Genomic DNA, 19,951 nt, shown 5'->3' on the forward strand with positions numbered 1-19,951 from the left:
TCATAAAGACTAGTAGCTTATAATGATATTTTATAATTTCGGTTAAAATATTTATAAATAAATTGTGATAATTTTTGTTCAAAAAATGTTATTTTTCGTCGTTTAAAATGAGCGCTGACTTTTTCTAAATTTCAACAATAAAAATCCTATTAATTGTTAATTATCAAATAATAATTGAATTTTTTTTAATTTTGTTAAATAAAATGGGTTTTATTTTGGTTTTTTAAAAACTTATTAACGAAAACGTTTGAATTTAGAGCTGTTTACTAATTTATAAAAAATGCAGCTTTAAAAGTGCTGAATGTTTGCTAATTTTACACTTTAATACTTAAATAATGCCAAAAACAATAAAAAAGGTTGGTGTTCTAACCTCGGGTGGAGATTCACCAGGAATGAATGCAGCAATTCGGTCAGTTGTTCGAACATGTGCTTATCATAATATAGAATGCATAGGAATATACAGAGGATACCAAGGAATGATTGAAGGCGACTTCAAAGAAATGGGGCCTCGAAGTGTAAACAACATTGTAAATAAAGGAGGAACGATTTTAAAATCGGCTCGATCTACAGAATTTAGAACTCCAGAAGGAAGAAAAAAAGCCCATGAACATCTTTTAAAAGCAGGAATTGATGCTTTAGTTGTAATAGGGGGTGATGGTACTTTTACCGGAGGTTTGATATTTAATACCGAATTTAATTTCCCAGTTATGGGAATTCCAGGTACTATCGACAATGATATTTTCGGAACAAGCCATACTTTAGGGTATGATACAGCCTTAAATACAGTAGTAGATGTAATCGATAAAATCAGAGATACTGCAAGTTCTCATAACCGTTTATTCTTTGTAGAGGTAATGGGAAGAGATGCAGGTCATATCGCATTGAATGCTGGTATTGGAGCAGGAGCTGAAGAAATTTTGATTCCGGAAGAAGATTTAGGATTGGAAAGATTATTAGAATCATTACAAAAAAGTAAAGCTTCAGGAAAATCATCCAGTATAGTTGTAATCGCAGAAGGGGATAAAATTGGTAAAAACGTATTCGAATTGAAAGATTACGTTGAAGCTAATTTACCGGAGTATGATGTGAGAGTTTCTGTTTTAGGTCATATGCAACGTGGTGGTTCTCCATCATGTTTCGACAGGGTTTTGGCTAGTAGATTAGGAGTGAAAGCTGTTGAATCATTATTGGAAGGCAAATCAAATTATATGGTTGGTTTACAAAGTGACAAAGTTGCCCTGACACCATTAGAACAAGCTATAAAAGGTAAAACAGAAATTGATAGAGAGTTATTAAGAGTTTCTGATATAATGTCAACATAGAGTGGTTAAAGTTTATTGTGAGGAAATTAGACTTTATATAAGTTAAATAAATACAAACAAAAATTAAAGTAAAATGTCAAAAGTAAAATTAGGAATAAACGGTTTTGGAAGAATAGGAAGAATTGTTTTCAGAGAGTCTTTCAACAGAGATAATGTAGAAGTTGTAGCTATTAATGATTTATTAGATGTAGATCACTTAGCTTACTTATTAAAATATGATTCAGTTCACGGTCGTTTCAATGGGACTGTTGAAGTTATAGATGGAAAACTTTTTGTAAACGGAAAAAACATTCGTATTACTGCTGAAAGAAATCCTGCAGATTTAAAATGGAATGAAGTTGATGTTGATGTAGTTGCTGAATGTACAGGTTTCTTTACTACTATTGAAACTGCAAACGAACACATTAAAGGTGGTGCTAAAAAAGTAATTATTTCTGCTCCTTCTGCTGATGCGCCAATGTTTGTAATGGGAGTAAACCATGAAGAAGCTTTAGCAACTGATATGGTTGTTTCTAATGCATCTTGTACTACTAACTGTTTAGCTCCATTAGCTAAAGTTATCAATGATAACTTTGGAATTGTTGAAGCTTTAATGACTACAGTTCACGCAACAACTTCTACTCAAATGACTACTGATGGTCCTTCTAGAAAAGACTGGAGAGGTGGACGTGCTGCTTCATGTAACATCATCCCATCTTCTACAGGTGCTGCTAAAGCAGTAGGGAAAGTTATTCCTTCATTGAACGGAAAATTAACAGGTATGTCAATGCGTGTTCCTACAACTGATGTTTCTGTAGTTGATTTAACTGTAAAAGTTGAAAAAGAAACTACTTACGAAGAAATTATGGCTGTATTGAAAAATGCTTCTGAAACTACAATGAAAGGTATCTTAGGATATACTGAAGATTTAGTTGTTTCTCAAGATTTCGTTTCTGATTCAAGAACATCTATCATTGATGCTAATGCTGGAATTGGATTGAACTCTACTTTCTTCAAAATCATCTCTTGGTATGATAATGAATATGGTTATTCTAGCAAATTAATTGATTTATCTGTACATATTGCAGGTTTAAAATAATTCTTTATATTTACAAAGTCCCGTTATATTATATTTAACGGGATTTTTTATTTTTTGTGCACTTTTTAAAATGCAAATTTTATACTGCATGCATTTTAAATAAGTAAAACGAAATACAAAAAAACCAAAAAAACCAAAAAAAATGAGATTATTAGTTGATAGTGGTTCTACCAAAGCTGATTGGATTGCGATAGATGATGATGGAAAAGTATTGTTTACAACGCAAACTTTAGGATTAAATCCAGAAATTTTGGAGGGAGATGAAATAGTGGAACGTTTAAATGACCGTTTTGATATTTTACAAAATAAAAAGGAAGCAACCCATTTGTTCTTTTATGGGGCAGGTTGTGGAACCGAAAGAATGAAAGTTGCACTTTCACAAATTTTTCAAAACTATTTTCCAAACGCAATTATAGTTGTTGAAGAGGATACCTATGCAGCTGTATATGCTACAACACCTAAAGGTGAAAAAGCTATTGTTAGTATTTTAGGTACCGGATCTAACTGTAGCTATTTTGATGGTAAAGAATTACATCAAAAAGTACAATCATTAGGCTATATCGCTATGGATGATTGTAGTGGTAATGTTTTTGGAAAAGAATTAATCAGAAAGTATTATTTCAATAAAATGCCCAAAGAATTGGCAGTAGAATTTGAAAAAGAGTACGATTTAGATCCTGATGCTATTAAAAGTAAATTATATAAAGAACCAAATCCAAATGCTTATTTAGCAACATTTGCCAAGTTCTTAATTCAACATAAAGAAACTGAATTTTGTAGAAAAATTATTTTCAAAGGAATGAAATCTTTTGTGAAGAATTATATTAAACAATATGATAACTGTAAAGAGGTGCCTGTACACTTTGTAGGTTCTATTGCATTTTATTTAAAAGAGGAACTACAAGAGACTTTTGATAAATATGAATTAAAATTAGGTAACGTATTAAGAAGACCAATCGATGGACTTATTGCGTATCATATTGCTAATAAATAATTTTTATGGAGATTGCAATAATTGCACATGATGGTAAAAAAGCAGATTTAGTTCAGTTTTTAGAAAAAAATAAAGTCATTTTACAAGAAGAAAAAATACATTTAATTGCAACTGGGACAACAGGTGGTAAAGCCGAAAATTCAGGATTTAAAGTTACTAAAATGCTTTCAGGTCCATTAGGAGGTGATGCTCAAATTGCAGCCAGAGTTGCTGAGGGTAAAACTCAAATGGTTTTCTTTTTTAAGGATCCATTATCAAGTCATCCCCATGAAGCTGATATTAATATGCTTATTCGTGTTTGTGATGTACATAATGTGCCATTGGCTACAAATGAGGCAACAGCACAATTACTATTAAATGCTATTGCACTGCAATCATAGAAATTTCCACATTTACATTTTTTGGCAAACAAGCCACTTGAACCGTTTCACGAGCTGGAGCGGTTTTTTCGTTAAAATAAGAACCATAAATAGTGTTTATTTTTCCAAAGTCATTCATATCCATTATGAAAATTGTAGCTTTAACTACGTTTTCAAACGTCATTCCGGCAGCTTCTAAAACTGCTTTCATGTTTTGCATAACTTGTTCAGTTTCGGCTTCAATTGTTTCGGTAATTAATTCTCCAGTTGCTGGGTTTATTGCAATTTGGCCAGAAGTATACAGTGTATTTCCCTTAAGAACAGCTTGATTGTATGGACCAATAGGAGCAGGAGCATTTTCAGTAAAGATTATCTGTTTCATAATATTGTAGCGTTTAATTATTTAAGTTGAAAACTATAATTTAAAATTATAGATTATTTTGTATGGAGAATTATTTCTTAAGGAATCTAGGCTTGAGTATTTAGTTCAAAATGTATGGATATATAGAGCTAAACTATCTGTTTGTTCTACTTCTTTTATCGAATTTTATATCGCTTAATACACCGGATTTTATTCCGATAAAAAAGCCCCAATTAGCATTTGTTCCAAAAGGTGTCCAGTTGAAATCCATTCTCCAACTTAATAAATCTCTTTCAAAACGTAATTGAGTGAAAGTAACGCCTTTTTGTACAAAATCATAACCGGTAGATACACCAGCTTTCCATTTTGGACTTATGTCTGCATTGGCTGAAATCATTATGGAATTCCCTATGATTTTCTTTTCTCTATTGTTGTTTCCATAGGTCAAAGAGTAAGCAAAAGTCATATCCCAAGGTAGTTTTGCATTGAAAAATTCAGAAATTTTATCTTCTTCTTTTTCACTTTCGCTAAATTGACTTTTTCTGCTGTCGTTTAAATCAGTATTTGTTCCAAATAAATCATCTTCACGACCTCCATTTCTTTCGCTTTGAACGTTTTTATCTTTCTTGATTTTATCTTTTTCTTTACTTGAAATGGCATAGTTCAAAGTCATATTGGCACTTGTCATTCTAAATAGACTTCCACCATTGTCAATATTATAAACATTAATTCTAGTACCTGAATTATCAATGGCATAAGGATCTAAAGTTGCACCAAAATTAACATTCATTTTATTGGCAAAAAGTTGTGTACCACCGCTTACTCTAACTGGTGACCATGCTAAAGATGTTTTACCATCTGCATTAAGATTATAGCTGGTTGAAAAATTTAAATTATTAAGTAGCATTACCTTTTTAGGTTCTAACTTAGTGCTATCCTTATCAGTAACTTTAGCTTCAAAAGTATTACTCAGGTCAAATCCTAATGTGTTGGAGTTTGAAATACCTGGCGCTCCAAAAATTCCAGCTTCAAATCGAGAATACTGCTTTGTCATAGTTCCAGTTGCATCTGAAGCATACGTGTCGTAATATTTTTCAAAACTAGGTGTGTAGCCATATGAAACTGAAGGGCGCATGACGTGACGAATTGATTTTATTTTTTTGTCTGCTCCAAAATTAAATGTCCCATAAATTGTCGTTCCTAAACTTGATGAAAAAGAGTAGGTTCTATAGGCATCAAATCCATTTACAATATTATCGACTACTTTACTTTGTTCGTCATCATAACTTCTATTAATCGTCTTTGTATACCAAACTTCTCGATAGTTAAAAGAGGAAGAAGCACTGAAATATTTGAATAATTTAAAATTGGTACTGATTGGAATAGTATGTTCAATACCAGTTTTTGCATTTCTAAACATCTGAGGCTTAAAGAATAAAGAATCAGTTGTTACAATGCTATTTTTACCGCTCAGGTTATATTGTAAATTGATGTTCTTAAAGAAACCCTTTTTTACGCCATCTTTACCTACAAAAGGATATAAACGATCCACACTTACTTGCAGTGTTGGTAAAGTCATATTGATTTCTTCAGTTTGTGTGTTTTGAGAATGTGTTGCTGTCAATGACATTCTGACTTGTGGTACTGAATTGAAGGTTTTACTGTAAGAAATCGAAGAGCTTAATGTATTATTAAGATTAGATCCAATGTTTGCCTGATTTATGGATTGTCTAAAATATTTACTACTTCCAAGATTTACGGAAGCAGAAAAACTTGAGTTAGGGTTTGATTTAGAGTCTTTAGAATGAGACCATTGAATGTTATAAATTTTCTGTTTTAAATAATCAGGATAACCTCTTTCACTTGTAATTAAATTTTCAAATCGTACATTTAAATTTCCTCGATATTTATAACGTTCGGCATAACTAGACTCAAAACGCATTCCATAACTACCATTGGTATAATAATCTCCTAAAATAGTTAAGTCATAATTATTGCTAAGTGCAAAATAATACCCTCCATTTTGTAAAGAAAATCCTCTTGTGTTTGAATCGTTATAACTTGGTAAAATCAATCCAGAAATGCTGGTCTCTTTACTCATTGGGAAAAATGCGAATGGTAAAGCTATTGGTGTAGGTACATCGGCAATAACCATATTGGTCAAGCCAGTAACCACTTTTTTACCTGGAATAAATTTTACTTTATTGGTTTGGAAATAATATTCTGGATTATCAACATCTTTGGATGTGGTAAAGCGAGCGCCTTTTAAGAAATATACAGAATCATTTTCTTTTTTAGTAATAGCTGCTTTTATTTTAAATTCCCCTTGATCTGATCTGGAATTCCATATCAATGCTTTTTTTGTTTTAAAATTAAAACGAATTGAATCAGGTTCGACTACATTAGTTCCTTGCTTGAAGTTTGGATATTGTTTGTAAGCTCCTGTCGAATCCTTTATCCGGCCAGCATAAACTTCATTCTTTTCATAATCCATGACAATAATGCCAGATTTTAATTCGACATCTTGATAATATAGCTCTGCTTTATCGTATAAAGTGATTAGTTTTTTCTTTTGATCAATTTTTACATATTTCTCAGCCTTGTATTTTACTTTACCGTCAAGAAATGCTTTTTGGGGTTTGATAGTGTCTTTTTTTATCGAATCAGTTTCCTTTTTTATAATTGTAGTCGATTTTCCAGTATTAGTAACAACGGTTTTGGAGCTATCTGTTTGTTTTTTAGTAGCTATAGCTGTTGCTTTTTTTGTTGTATCTTGAGAATATAATTTACCAGCTCCTATTGTTAGGAAAATTGATAATAAAACGATATTAAATAAGTTTGTATGCAAAGGTTTAAATGCTATTTTTGTAAAATTATGGCTTGTTTTTTGACATGTCAAACTTACATATTATTTTTTGTCAAAAATAATCAAATAAAGAATTTATAACCTTAGTGTTTTAATTAAAATTAACTTTTAAATTTATGCATATTTCATATAAAATTAAAATAATATTTACCCTTCTTTTTACAGTTGGTTCATTTAGTATTTATGCTCAATCAAATATTTTTAAAGTAACATTGGACGCAGGTCATGGAGCTCATGATTTTGGTGCAGTTTACAATGGACATGTAGAAAAAAATATTGCGCTTGCAGTAGTACTGAAAGTAGGGAAAATTTTAGAATCCATGCCTAAAATGGACGTGATATATACCCGAAAAACGGATGTTTTTATTGACTTAGTAGAAAGAGCCAATATTGCGAATAGAGCCGATGCTAATATTTTTGTATCGATACATTGTAATGCAAATAGAAATACTGAAGGATATGGGACGGAAACCTATGTAATGGGTATGACAAAAGTTGCTTCAAACTTAGAAGCGGCTAAAAAAGAGAACTCCGTAATAACCTTAGAGAAAGATTATAAACAAAAATATGAGGGATTTGATCCTAATTCTCCTGAAACAATGATAGGTATGACCTTGATGCAAGAGGAATATTTAGATAATAGTATTTCACTGGCAAGTAAAGTGGAAGATGCATTTGAGTTATTGGGTAAAAAAATAAGAGGAGGAGGAGTTAAACAAGCGCCTTATATGGTGCTTCATAAAGCATATATGCCTAGAGTCCTTATTGAAATGGGTTTTATTTCTAATTTTACGGAAGGAAATCTTTTAGATTCAGAAGATGGTCAAAATGAAATTGCTAAAGCTATAGCAGAGGCCATTGTAAGTTATAAAAGAGATTATTATGGAAATGGTGAAACTGAAATTATTGATGTAAAACCGTCACAGAAAATTTTTGACAAGCCAATAAAAGACACTTCATCTCCTGTAAAACCAAAAGTAATTTTAAATTCTTCAGAACTCAAAAAAACAATAAAAAGTACGGATAGTTCTCAACCTTTATTTAAGGTACAACTTTCGGCCAGTGTGAAAAAAGTGGAGTTAGCCCCTAAAAATTTTAAAGGGTTGAAAAATATATCTATTTCATATGATAACAGAGTTTATAAATATATGTATGGAGAAACTTCAGATTATGATGAGGCAAAAAAACAATTACAAGAAGCAAAAGATAAAGGCTATAATTCTGCATTTTTAATTGCATTTAGAAATGGAGAAAAAATTAGTGTTCAAGAAGCACTCAAATAATAATAACAAGTTGAATATTTTATATTAATTTTGAAAAAAAATTATATTTTGAAAATAACTAGAGAAATCAAAACTGCCATATTAGTCATTGCATCAATTTTATTATTCATTTGGGGCTATAGTTTTTTAAAAGGAAGAGACCTTTTTACAAATTACAAAACATTTTATGTAGAATATGAGAGTGTAGAAGGATTAGCCACATCTGCGCCAGTAACTCTAAACGGTTTGATTATAGGAAAGGTAAATAGTATTGCATTAAATGAAAATACAGGGAAATTATTGGTTGAATTACAATTGAAAACTGATTTTCCTATTTCTAAATCCAGTACTGCTTCTATTTACGAACCAGGATTCATCGGAGGAAAGCAAATTGCAATTTACCCAAATTTTAATGATAAAACGCTGGCTGTTGATGGACAGAAATTACAAGGAGAAACTAAATTAGGACTTACCGATAAAGTTGCAGACAAATTAGCTCCTCTTCAGGAAAAGCTAGAAAAAATAATGGTTAACACTGATAAATTAATATCAGGGATTAACAATGTTTTAGATAAAAATGGACAAGAAAATTTAAAAGTTAGTTTAGCGGAATTAAGTAAAACTATGGAGCAATTTCATAAAGCTACTGTAGGTGTTAATGCTTTATTGGATGATAATAAAGCTCAAATAAAAGGCGCAGTAACCAATTTTAATAAAATATCTGGTGATTTTTCTAAAATATCGGATTCATTAAATAAAGCTGATCTTGGAAAAACCGTAAAAAACCTGAACAAAACATTAGCCAAAGTTGATGTTATTATGACTGGTTTACAATCCGGAAAAGGTTCTATGGGTAAATTATTAAATGATGATGCTTTCTACCAAAACATTAAAGCAACGACAAAAGAATTAGAATTATTACTTCAGGATGTAAGACTTTCTCCTACTAGGTATGTTAATATTTCTTTGTTTGGAAAGAAAAATAAACCTTATGTTGCTCCAAAAAATGATACTTTAATAAAAGTAAAAAACTAGTAGTATGAGCTATTTAGACAATATATTATTTGCTATATTATTGGGGATTGGTTTTGGCTATTTTTATAGTAATGTAAAAAAAATCATTAGAAATATAAATCTTGGTGGAGCAATAGACCGTAAAGACAATGCTAAACAGCGCTGGAAAAATATGGCTATGATTGCTCTTGGACAATCTAAAATGGTGAAAAGACCTGTTGCAGGGTCACTTCATATTGTTGTTTACCTAGGATTTATAATTATCAATATAGAGTTATTGGAAATAATTATTGATGGTCTTTTTGGTACTCATAGAATTTTTGCTTTTTTAGGAACTGCTTATAATATACTGATTGCTTCATTTGAAATTTTGGCTCTTTTAGTTTTAGTTGCTGTTTTTGCTTTTTGGATAAGAAGAAACATAATTAAGTTGAAACGATTTTCAAGTGCCGATTTGAATGGTTCTCCTAAAAAAGATGCAAATTATATTTTGTATTTTGAAGTTGTTTTGATGACATTGTTTTTATTAATGAATGCTTCTGATTTGCATTTGCAAAATATACCTGGAGGTTTTTCTCATTTTATTAAAGCAGGTTCATTTCCTGTAAGTCAATTTATAGAACCTTTGTTCAATGGAATGTCAAATGAGTTGGTAATGCTTCTTTCAGAAATTTTTTGGTGGTTGCATATTACCGGGATTTTGATTTTTATGAACTATCTCTATTTTTCAAAACATTTGCATATAATATTGGCATTTCCAAATACCTTTTTTGCAAATTTAAACCCACAAGGTCAATTTGATAATTTAGAATCAGTTACTAAAGAAGTGAAAATGATGATGGACCCTAATGCTGATCCATTTGCAGCAGAGCCGGTTAACGAAAGTGAGGCACCAGCTAAGTTTGGAGCAAGCGATGTTCAGGATTTAAATTGGGTACAATTATTGAATGCTTATACGTGTACTGAATGTGGTCGTTGTACTTCTTCTTGTCCTGCCAATATTACAGGGAAAAAATTGTCTCCTCGTAAAATCATGATGGACACTAGAGATAGACTGGAAGAAGTAGGAAGAAATATAGATGCCAATAAAGGTGTTTTCGTTCCAGATAATAAATCATTATTAAACGATTATATTACCTCTGAAGAACTTTGGGCATGTACTTCATGTAATGCATGTGTTGAGGAATGTCCAGTAAGTATAAGTCCTTTATCTATTATTATGGATATGAGACGTTATTTAGTAATGGAACAAAGTGCCGCACCAATGCCAATAAATGCTATGATGACCAATATAGAGAATAATGGAGCACCATGGCAATACAATCAGCAAGATCGTTTGAATTGGAAAAATGAATAGTTCCCCTCCCCAGCCCTCCCCGAAGGGGAGGGAGTTGAAATTGGAAAGTAGGAGTAAATAATAACAATACAATAATAATTTAAGCAATACAAAAAAAATCCAGTAACACATTCCAATCTCGGCTCCCTCCCCTTTGGGGAGGGCTGGGGTGGGGAAAATAACCGATTAAACATAAAATATGTCAGAAAGTTTAATAGTGCCAACCATGGCCGAAATGCTAGCTCAAGGAAAACAACCTGAAGTTTTATTTTGGGTAGGTTGTGCAGGAAGTTTTGACGATAGAGCAAAAAAAATAACGAAGGCATTTGTACGAATTTTGAATCGTTCCAATGTGTCTTTTGCAGTTCTTGGTACAGAAGAAAGTTGTACGGGAGATCCAGCTAAAAGGGCGGGTAATGAATTTTTGTTTCAAATGCAAGCCATGATGAATATTGAGGTTCTCAATGCGTATGAAGCTAAAAAAATTGTTACTGCTTGTCCGCATTGTTTTAATACTTTGAAAAATGAGTATCCTGAATTAGGTGGAAAATATGAAGTGGTTCATCATACAGAGTTTTTAAAATCGCTATTAGATGATGGAAGATTAACTATTGAAGGAGGTCAATTCAAAGGGAAAAGAATTACTTTTCATGATCCATGCTACTTAGGAAGAGCAAATAATGTATATGAAGCGCCAAGAGATCTAATCCTAAAATTAGATGCCGAATTAGTAGAAATGAAACGTTCTAAGGCTAACGGATTATGTTGTGGTGCTGGCGGTGCGCAAATGTTTAAAGACGCTGAACCTGGTAATAAGGAAATCAACGTTGAGAGGACGGAAGATGCATTAGAAACAAAACCAGAAATTATTGCTGCCGGTTGTCCTTTTTGTAATACTATGATGACTGATGGTATTAAAAATAAGGAAAGAGAAGCGGATGTAAAAGTGATGGACATTGCGGAATTAATCGCAAACGCGCAAGATTTGTAGGGTTATATTATTTTAACGTTTACCTATTTTATTATGATTTACAAAAAAAATATATTTTTCATAATAATGTTTGCGAGTTTAGTTTCAATGGCGCAAACCATAGATAAAACAGATTCGATAGCTAGTTTAAAAGTTAAAAACAACAGTCAAATACAGTTTAAGGCTAAGCAATTGATTATTCCTGTAGCTTTAATTGGGTATGGGATAATTGGAATTGGTAGTGATCAATTAGAAGCATTTAATTTTGAAATTAGAGAAGAGGTAAAAGAAAATATAGATAGAAAATTTTCAATTGATGATTTTTCTCAATACGTTCCTGTTGCCTCAGTGTATGCTTTAGGTGCTTTAGGAATTAAAGGAAAAAATAATTTTCGAGATAAAACTATTATTGTTGCAACTTCCTATTTAATTATGGGATTAACTGTGAATAGTCTAAAAAAAATAACTAAAGTGGAACGGCCTGATGGTTCCAGTTTTAATTCTTTCCCTTCAGGACATACTGCAACAGCTTTTATGGGAGCAGAATTATTATATCAAGAATATAAAGATGTTTCCATTTGGTATGGAATTTCCGGTTATGTTGTTGCTACAGGGACGGGAGTCTTTAGAATGTATAATAACCGTCATTGGTTTACTGATGTCGTTGCAGGAGCTGGAATTGGGATATTGAGTACAAAAGCAGCCTATTGGTTATATCCTACGATAAATAAATTATTAGCATCTAAAAAGAACACAAATAAAAAATCAACATTTATACCTTATTATGATGGAAAGCAAGTAGGATTTGGTCTTGTAACTGTTTTTTAATCATAATAGTAGAATTAATTATAAAAAAATAGTATGTATATTCCATTTGAAAATTTACCAGAAGAATCCAAGATATGGATTTATCAATCGAACAGAAAATTTTCGGATGAAGAGTTTTCTGAAATTGAAACGGCTTTACAATCTTTTCTTGAAAGTTGGGCTGCACATGGTACAAGTTTAGAGTCATCTTACCAATTAAAATACAATCGGTTTATTATTATTGCCGTAAATCAAGATGTTCAAGCTGCAACAGGTTGTTCTATAGATTCCTCTGTAGAATTTATCCAAAGTTTAGAGCAAAAATACAATGTTGATTTGTTGGATAAAATGAATGTGACTTTTAAATTAGGGGAGCATATTGCCCACAAGCCTCTAATTGATTTTAAGAAAATGGTTAAAGATAAAGCCGTTACTGAAAATACAATCGTTTTCAATAACTTGGTTAATAATATAGAAGAATATAATGAATCTTGGGAAGTTCCAGCCATCGATAGCTGGCATAGTCGCTTTTTTTAAATAAAAATAGTTCAATGAAAAAAATAGGCATCAAAATTGTTTTTTTTTATGTCTTATTTTTCTTTGTTGCCACTAGTTGTGTCGGAACAAAAATTAATAAGCCAAAAATAATTTTAACTGACATTCCGTCTGAAATAGAGAATCTTGATAATGAAAAATCAAGTAATGTTCCAACTCTTTTTGAATTATCTACCCAAGGTAACAAATGGGTAGATAGTGTTTATAATGCAATGAATCTTGATGAAAGATTAGGGCAATTATTTATGGTTGCCGCTTATTCTAATAAAGATACCGTACACTTCAACGCAATTGACAAGCTGATTAAGGAAAATAAAATTGGAGGATTGATTTTCTTTCAAGGTGGACCTGTTCGTCAAGCAAATCTCACTAACCGTTTTCAATCGAAATCAAAAATTCCATTATTTATTGGTAATGATGCAGAGTGGGGATTGAATATGCGACTCGATTCTACGTATCGTTATCCTTGGAACATGACACTTGGAGCCATCCAAGACATGAAATTAATAGAAAAAGTGGGCGCTCAAATGGGGGAACAAAGCAAGCGATTAGGAATCCAATTTAACTTTGCTCCAGTTCTTGATATTAATACGAACCCAAGAAATCCCATTATAGGTTTTCGCTCTTTTGGAGAGGATAAATATAAGGTTACTGAAAGAGCCATTGCATTGATGAAAGGTGTTCAGAGCCAAGGTATATTTTCAACGGGAAAGCATTTTCCTGGTCATGGCGATACCGAAACAGATTCTCATAAAGGATTGCCAACAATAAATTTTTCGAAAGAAAGATTAGATAAAGTAGAGTTTTATCCCTACAAAAAAATGTTTCATGAAGGACTTTCTTCTGTAATGGTGGGACATTTAAATGTGCCCAGTTTAGAATTAAGACCAAATTTTCCGTCATCAATTTCTTATAATGTGGTAACCAATATTCTCCAAAAAGAATTAGGGTTTAAAGGACTTATATTTACTGATGCTTTGAATATGAAAGGGATAAGCAGTTTTAATATACCTAGTGAAATAAATTTTGAAGCTTTTATGGCCGGAAATGATATTTTGTTATTTCCTGAAAATGTGCCATTAGCAATTGAAAAATTTAAACTGGCTTATTCGACTAATTTAATAACAGAAGAACGTTTGGTTTTTTCGGTTAAAAAAATATTGAAATTTAAATATAAAGCAGGTTTGAATTCCTTTAAACCTATTGTAACCAGTAATTTATATAACGAATTAAATTCTCCTGAAAACGAAACGCTAAGCTATGAATTGTATGAAAATGCAATTACTGTTTTGAAAAATACTACTTTGGTTTTACCTATTAAGAATTTAGAAAGTCAAAAAATTGCTTATGTAAAAATAGGGGACGATACTAATGACTCCTTTGTTTCAACCTTAAAGAAATATGCCGATATAACCGTAATTTCAGATACTAATTTGGATAGTTTGCAAATGAAATTGAAACCATTCACAACTGTAATTGTTGGGTATCATAAATCAGATGTAGCTTTTAAAAATAGCGACTTAAAATCAGATGAATTATTTAAGATAAATTATTTAGCTAAAAACAATAATGTCATTCTGGATATTTTTGCTAAACCGTATTCATTATTACCCATTACAAATTTTGATGATATTGAAGGATTAGTAGTTTCTTATCAGAATAGTGATATTGCACAAATAGTTTCTGCAGAATTAATTTTTGGGGCTATTGAAGCCAAAGGGAAATTACCAGTATCCATAAATACAAATTTCAAAGTAAATGATGGTTTAACAACTGAAAAATTAAACCGATTGGGATTCACAACTCCGGAGAATGTTGGAATGAATTCAGCCATTTTATCACAAATTGATGCACTTGCCCAAAAAGCCATCAGTGCAAAAATGGCACCGGGAATTCAGGTTCTTGTTGCAAGAAATGGAAAAGTTATTTATCAGAAATCATTCGGTTATCATACGTATGATTCTACTTTAAAAGTTAAAGATTCGGATATTTATGATGTGGCTTCATTGACTAAAATTCTTGCCACATTACCTAATGTAATGCTGCAGTATGACCAACAAAAAATTAATTTGGAAACTACATTAGGTGACATGTCTCCAATTTTTAAAAATACGAATAAACAAGATATTCATTTTAAAGAATTATTGTCTCATTATGCCGGGCTTGTTGCTGGGATTCCTTTTTATAAGGCTACCATGGACAAATCTAAATTTCCTTCTGAAAAATATTTCAGAAGAGTTTCAGAAGAACAGTTTTCTAAACAATTGGGGGATAGTCTTTTTGTGAGAAATGATTTTCATGATACAATAATGAAAATGATAATTAAAAGTAAATTATCATTAAAAAAAGAATATAAGTATAGTGATTTGACTTTCATGATTCTTAAAGATTATTTAGAAAATACAACAGGTAAAAAACTGGATGATTTAATTCAAGAGAATTTTTATCATTCACTGGGTATGAATAATTCAACTTTTAATCCATTGAGAAAGTTTGATAAAAACAGAATTCCTCCAACGGAAATAGACACTTATTTTCGTCATCAAATTTTGCAAGGGTATGTAAATGATCTTTCGGCAGCTTTAGAAGGCGGAGTTTCGGGACATGCCGGTATTTTTTCTAATGCAATGGATGTAGCTAAAATGATGGAACTCTATTTGCAAAAAGGAAATTATGGAAATCACCAGTATTTTTCAGAGAAAACATTCAATGATTTCAACACCTGTTATTTTTGTGCAGCAGGGAATAGGAGAGGTGTTGGTTTTGATAAACCACAATTAGGCGCAGAAGGACCTACATGCGGCTGTGCTTCAATGACAAGTTTTGGACATACTGGTTTTACGGGAACTATGGCTTGGGCTGATCCTGAAACACAAATCGTGTATGTATTTTTATCTAATAGAACTTTTCCATTGGCTACTGAAAACAAATTATCAAAAGAAAATATTAGAGAGGATATTCAAGAAGTAATTTATAATGCAATTATAAAATAAAATATTTAAGTAAATTTATTTATAGGCCAAAATGAAATTTCAATAATTTTATTTTGGCTTTTTATTTTCAATATTTCAGTATAAATAACAGGCTGTATTATAGTATATTTGATACGTAAACCAATACTATGAAAAATAAAATTAAAGTATTTAAAACTAGTTGTTTAACTATATTTCTTTTTTGTGTAAGTATTGTAAATGCTCAAAATATTGATATAAATATTTTAAGAGACATTAATGTTAATAGAAACAAGAATTTAGATCCCACTTTTAAGTTAGTTAGTAAAAGTGCTCTTCCTATAAGTATTGCCGCTCCTATTATTATCTATTCAGTTGGTTTGATAAAGAAAGATAGTGCAATCAAAAAACAGGCTATTTTTATTGGTGAAACATTCTTAGTGAATGCTTTTGTTACAACTGCATTAAAACAAGTTGTAAAAAGAAAAAGGCCTTTTGATTCTTATACTGATATCGATCAAGCCATTTCCGCAGGAGGTTATTCATTTCCTTCCGGTCATACATCTATAGCTTTTGCAACAGCGACAGCATTGAGTATGGCTTATCCTAAATGGTATGTAATTGCGCCGTCATTTGTGTGGGCGAGTGCTGTAGGGTATTCCCGCATGCATTTAGGGGTTCATTATCCTTCGGATGTTTTTGCGGGTGCTATCTTAGGAACTGGCTCTGCGTATCTTACCTATAAAGCTAATAAATGGATTAATAAAAAACGATCTAAAAAGGAAAAATAACTGTTTGCATTTATGAAATGATTATTTAAAAAAAGAAGACAATCTAAGGTGAAAATATTAAATTATATTTCCAAAACAGTCTGGGTCTTATCCCTAGTTAGTTTGTTTACGGATACAGCAAGCGAGATGCTTTACCCAATAATGCCTATTTATCTTAAATCAATTGGGTTTTCAATTGTATTAATTGGTATTTTAGAGGGTTTTGCCGAAGCGTTAGCGGGATTAAGCAAAGGATATTTTGGAAAATTATCCGATAATTCGGGTAAACGAGTTCCTTTTGTTCGATTGGGATATACTTTAAGTGCTATTTCAAAACCAATGATGGCAGTTTTTATATTTCCAATGTGGATTTTCTTTGCACGATCGATTGATCGATTTGGAAAAGGAATCCGTACTGGAGCAAGAGATGCAATATTATCTGATGAGGCAACACCTGAAACTAAAGGAAAAATTTTTGGATTTCATAGGTCAATGGATACTTTAGGCGCTGTTTTAGGACCAGTGATCGCTTTAATTTATCTTTATTTTTATCCACAACAGTATAAAACACTTTTTTATATTGCTTTTATTCCGGGATTATTGGCTGTATTTGCCTCTTTTTTGCTCAAAGACAAAACTAAAAAATATTTAACTGAAAAAAAGTCGACACCCTTTTTCTCTTTTCTAAACTATTGGAAAACAAGTCCGGCACAATATCGAAAAGTGGTAATTGGATTATTGGCATTTACATTATTTAATAGCTCTGATATTTTTCTATTATTAAAAGCGAAGCAAGCAGGTCTTAATGATACTAATGTAATTGGAATTTATATTTTTTATAATTTGGTTTATGCTCTTTGCTCATTTCCAATAGGGATTTTAGCAGATAAAATAGGTTTAAAGAAAATGTTCCTATTCGGAATTTCATTATTTGCAATTGTCTATTTTGGGATGGCTTTCAGTAAAAATAGTTACACAATTGCGCTTCTCTTTTTTATTTATGGCGTTTATGCAGCCGCTACCGAAGGAATATCAAAAGCTTGGATTAGTAATATTTCCGATAAAAAAGATACAGCTACTGCAATAGGTACCTATTCGGGATTTCAAAGTATATGTACTTTAATTGCTAGTTCTCTGGCAGGACTAATTTGGTATCAATTTGGAGCTAATGCAACATTTATGATTACAGGAATAATGACAGTTTTAGTTATTATTTATTTCTCTTTTTTTATTAAGGATAAAATTATTAAAAATGACACACAAACATGACGACAAAGAATCTTGTTGTGCTTTAGAAAAAAAAACAGTTAAAAAAAAATCTCATGATTCTGGATGTTGTTCTCACGATGATTCAGAAAATCATTCTCATGACGATGATCATGATCATTCAAATGGAAGTGATAGTGTTTTTAAAATGTTTTTGCCTTCAATAATAAGTCTAGTATTATTACTAGTAGCTATTTCATTTGATAATTTTTTCCCTCAAGCCTGGTTTGTAGGCTGGATTAGAATTGTATGGTTTTGTATAGCCTATATTCCTGTGGGCTTGCCTGTATTGAAAGAAGCTTTTGAAAGTATTCGAAAAGGCGCTGTTTTTTCTGAATTTTTTCTAATGTGTATTGCTACACTTGGCGCTTTTGGAATTGGTCAATATGCTGAAGGTGTTGCCGTAATGTTGTTTTATTCTATCGGGGAGTTATTCCAAATGTTAGCAGTAAAAAGAGCCAAATCTAATATCAAATCATTATTGGATCAAAGACCGGATACTGCAAACGTTATTGAAGGATTTGAGACTGTTTCTAAAAAAGCTTCGGATGTTACTATTGGAGAAATCATTCAATTAAAACAGGGAGAAAAATTGGCTTTGGATGGGAAACTACTTTCAGAACATGCCACTTTCAACACTGCTGCATTGACAGGGGAAAGCAAACCAGATACCAAATCAAAAGGAGAAGCTGTTCTCGCTGGAATGATTAATCTTAATGCTGTTGCACAAGTTGAAGTTACCACAGCTTTCAACGATAGCAAATTATCCAGAATTCTTGAAATGGTTCAGGAAGCTTCAGCTAAAAAGGCACCAACTGAGTTGTTTATTCGAAAATTCGCCAAAATTTATACACCAATAGTTGTTTATCTGGCAATCGCGATTTGTTTACTACCGATATTGTTTGTAGCGGATTATGTTTTTAAAGATTGGTTGTACAGAGCATTAATCTTCTTGGTAATTTCATGTCCTTGTGCATTAGTAATCTCGATTCCATTGGGTTATTTTGGAGGAATTGGCGCAGCAAGTAAAAATGGAATTTTAATTAAAGGGTCTACGTTTCTTGATATTTTGGCAACAATTCAAGTTGTGGTTATGGATAAAACAGGAACATTAACTAAAGGTATTTTTAAAGTTCAAAAAGTAGTGGCCGTTGGAATTTCAGAAATTGATTTAGTAAAATATACTGCAGCAATTGAAACTAAATCGACACATCCTGTTGGTTCAGCTATAATTGAATATGCTAAGGATATTGTGAAAGATACAACTGTTACTGAAGCGCATGAAATTGCTGGTCATGGAATAAAAGGACTCGTTGATGGAAAAGAAATTTTAGTAGGAAGTGCTAAATTGATGAAGAAATTTGACATCAGTTATGATACTGAAATTGACGCTATTCCATTTACAATTATTGTTGTAGCCATCAATCAAAAATATGTGGGTTATTTTCTTATTGCTGATGAAATCAAAGAAGATGCAAAAGAAACAATTCAGAGTTTACATAAATCAAATGTAAAAACGATTATGCTCTCAGGTGACAATCAAGCAATAGTTTCGCTTGTTGCCAAGGAGTTAAATATTGATCAGGCTTTTGGAGATTTATTGCCAGAGAATAAAGTTCAAAAAGTTTCAGAACTAAAGGCGCAGCATTTAAAAATAATATTTGTTGGTGACGGAGTCAATGATGCTCCGGTTATTGCTTTGGCCGATGTAGGAATTGCAATGGGCGGTTTAGGAAGTGATGCTACTATTGAAACTGCTGATGTAGTAATTCAAAACGACCAACCCACTAAGATTTTTACAGCAATCAATATTGGAAAAAAAACTAAACAAATCGTTTGGCAAAATATTGGCTTAGCATTCACAGTTAAGTTTATAGTTCTTGTTATGGGAGCTGGCGGTATAGCCACAATGTGGGAAGCAGTTTTTGCAGATGTTGGTGTGGCATTATTGGCAATTTTAAATGCCGTAAGAATTCAACGAATGAAATTTTAAGTTTGAAAGTATTTAACTTAAATTTCCATAAAACCCATTCCTATTTT

At 31.7% G+C, this 19,951-nt stretch carries 16 protein-coding genes; 14 read left to right on the top strand and 2 right to left on the bottom strand.

Translation table 11 applies throughout. The features are described 5' to 3' along the window. The first annotated feature begins 335 nt into the window (after positions 1–335). The 4 genes from pfkA to OA85_RS11395 all read left to right on the top strand — a co-directional run bounded on the left by pfkA (position 336) and on the right by OA85_RS11395 (position 3,774). Positions 336–1,322 (top strand): 6-phosphofructokinase, encoded by a 987-nt coding sequence (gene pfkA, locus OA85_RS11380; RefSeq protein ID WP_035672830.1) that lies wholly within the window; start codon positions 336–338, stop codon positions 1,320–1,322. 73 nt (positions 1,323–1,395) lie between these two features. Continuing rightward, entirely contained in the window at positions 1,396–2,400 is a 1,005-nt protein-coding gene (gene gap / locus OA85_RS11385; protein WP_035672828.1) for a type I glyceraldehyde-3-phosphate dehydrogenase, read from the top strand. Positions 2,401–2,542: 142 nt separating this feature from the next. Continuing rightward, on the top strand, positions 2,543–3,394 hold the full coding sequence (locus OA85_RS11390; RefSeq protein ID WP_039109859.1) for an N-acetylglucosamine kinase: 852 nt from the start codon (positions 2,543–2,545) through the stop codon (positions 3,392–3,394). Between the two features lie 5 nt (positions 3,395–3,399). Next, positions 3,400–3,774 carry a methylglyoxal synthase gene (locus tag OA85_RS11395; protein WP_039109860.1) on the top strand — a complete coding sequence of 125 codons (375 nt, stop codon included), beginning with the start codon at positions 3,400–3,402 and terminating at the stop codon, positions 3,772–3,774. Here the strand turns inward: OA85_RS11395 and OA85_RS11400 are convergent. After that, positions 3,755–4,135 (bottom strand): RidA family protein, encoded by a 381-nt coding sequence (locus OA85_RS11400; protein ID WP_039109861.1) that lies wholly within the window; start codon positions 4,133–4,135, stop codon positions 3,755–3,757. The genes OA85_RS11395 and OA85_RS11400 overlap by 20 nt on opposite strands. A 133-nt stretch (positions 4,136–4,268) precedes the next feature. After that, positions 4,269–7,013 (bottom strand): putative LPS assembly protein LptD, encoded by a 2,745-nt coding sequence (locus OA85_RS11405; protein WP_039109862.1) that lies wholly within the window; start codon positions 7,011–7,013, stop codon positions 4,269–4,271. An 83-nt stretch (positions 7,014–7,096) separates the two neighbouring features. Here OA85_RS11405 and OA85_RS11410 point away from each other — a divergent pair, with 83 nt between their 5' ends. The 10 genes from OA85_RS11410 (at position 7,097) to OA85_RS11455 (ending at position 19,904) form a co-directional block, all read left to right on the top strand. Next, positions 7,097–8,263: an N-acetylmuramoyl-L-alanine amidase gene (locus tag OA85_RS11410; protein WP_039109863.1), complete on the top strand. Its 1,167-nt coding sequence runs from the start codon at positions 7,097–7,099 to the stop codon at positions 8,261–8,263. A gap of 48 nt (positions 8,264–8,311) precedes the next feature. Beyond that, complete coding sequence (locus OA85_RS11415; protein ID WP_039109957.1) at positions 8,312–9,277, top strand: MlaD family protein; 966 nt, start codon at positions 8,312–8,314, stop codon at positions 9,275–9,277. Positions 9,278–9,281: 4 nt separating this feature from the next. Beyond that, on the top strand, positions 9,282–10,613 hold the full coding sequence (locus OA85_RS11420; RefSeq protein ID WP_039109864.1) for a (Fe-S)-binding protein: 1,332 nt from the start codon (positions 9,282–9,284) through the stop codon (positions 10,611–10,613). A 178-nt stretch (positions 10,614–10,791) separates the two neighbouring features. Further along, the gene (locus OA85_RS11425) at positions 10,792–11,583 is read left to right on the top strand and encodes a (Fe-S)-binding protein (RefSeq protein ID WP_039109865.1); all 792 of its coding nucleotides are present in this window, start codon (positions 10,792–10,794) and stop codon (positions 11,581–11,583) included. Positions 11,584–11,670: 87 nt separating this feature from the next. Next, a complete protein-coding gene (locus tag OA85_RS11430) occupies positions 11,671–12,390 on the top strand; it encodes a phosphatase PAP2 family protein (RefSeq protein WP_231557100.1) in 720 nt (239 codons plus the stop codon). 33 nt (positions 12,391–12,423) lie between these two features. After that, positions 12,424–12,906 (top strand): hypothetical protein, encoded by a 483-nt coding sequence (locus OA85_RS11435; protein WP_035672808.1) that lies wholly within the window; start codon positions 12,424–12,426, stop codon positions 12,904–12,906. A gap of 14 nt (positions 12,907–12,920) precedes the next feature. Further along, entirely contained in the window at positions 12,921–15,917 is a 2,997-nt protein-coding gene (locus OA85_RS11440) for a glycoside hydrolase family 3 N-terminal domain-containing protein (RefSeq protein WP_039109866.1), read from the top strand. Between the two features lie 128 nt (positions 15,918–16,045). Continuing rightward, on the top strand, positions 16,046–16,666 hold the full coding sequence (locus OA85_RS11445) for a phosphatase PAP2 family protein (protein ID WP_052257229.1): 621 nt from the start codon (positions 16,046–16,048) through the stop codon (positions 16,664–16,666). 48 nt (positions 16,667–16,714) lie between these two features. Next, complete coding sequence (locus OA85_RS11450; protein WP_255350538.1) at positions 16,715–17,914, top strand: MFS transporter; 1,200 nt, start codon at positions 16,715–16,717, stop codon at positions 17,912–17,914. Further along, positions 17,898–19,904 carry a heavy metal translocating P-type ATPase gene (locus OA85_RS11455; protein WP_039109867.1) on the top strand — a complete coding sequence of 669 codons (2,007 nt, stop codon included), beginning with the start codon at positions 17,898–17,900 and terminating at the stop codon, positions 19,902–19,904. The genes OA85_RS11450 and OA85_RS11455 overlap by 17 nt, the downstream gene beginning before the upstream one ends. The last annotated feature ends 47 nt before the right edge of the window (positions 19,905–19,951 follow it).

Origin of the sequence: Flavobacterium sp. AED (assembly GCF_000812945.1) — a bacterium.
In the GTDB taxonomy this organism is placed as follows: Bacteria; Bacteroidota; Bacteroidia; order Flavobacteriales; family Flavobacteriaceae; genus Flavobacterium.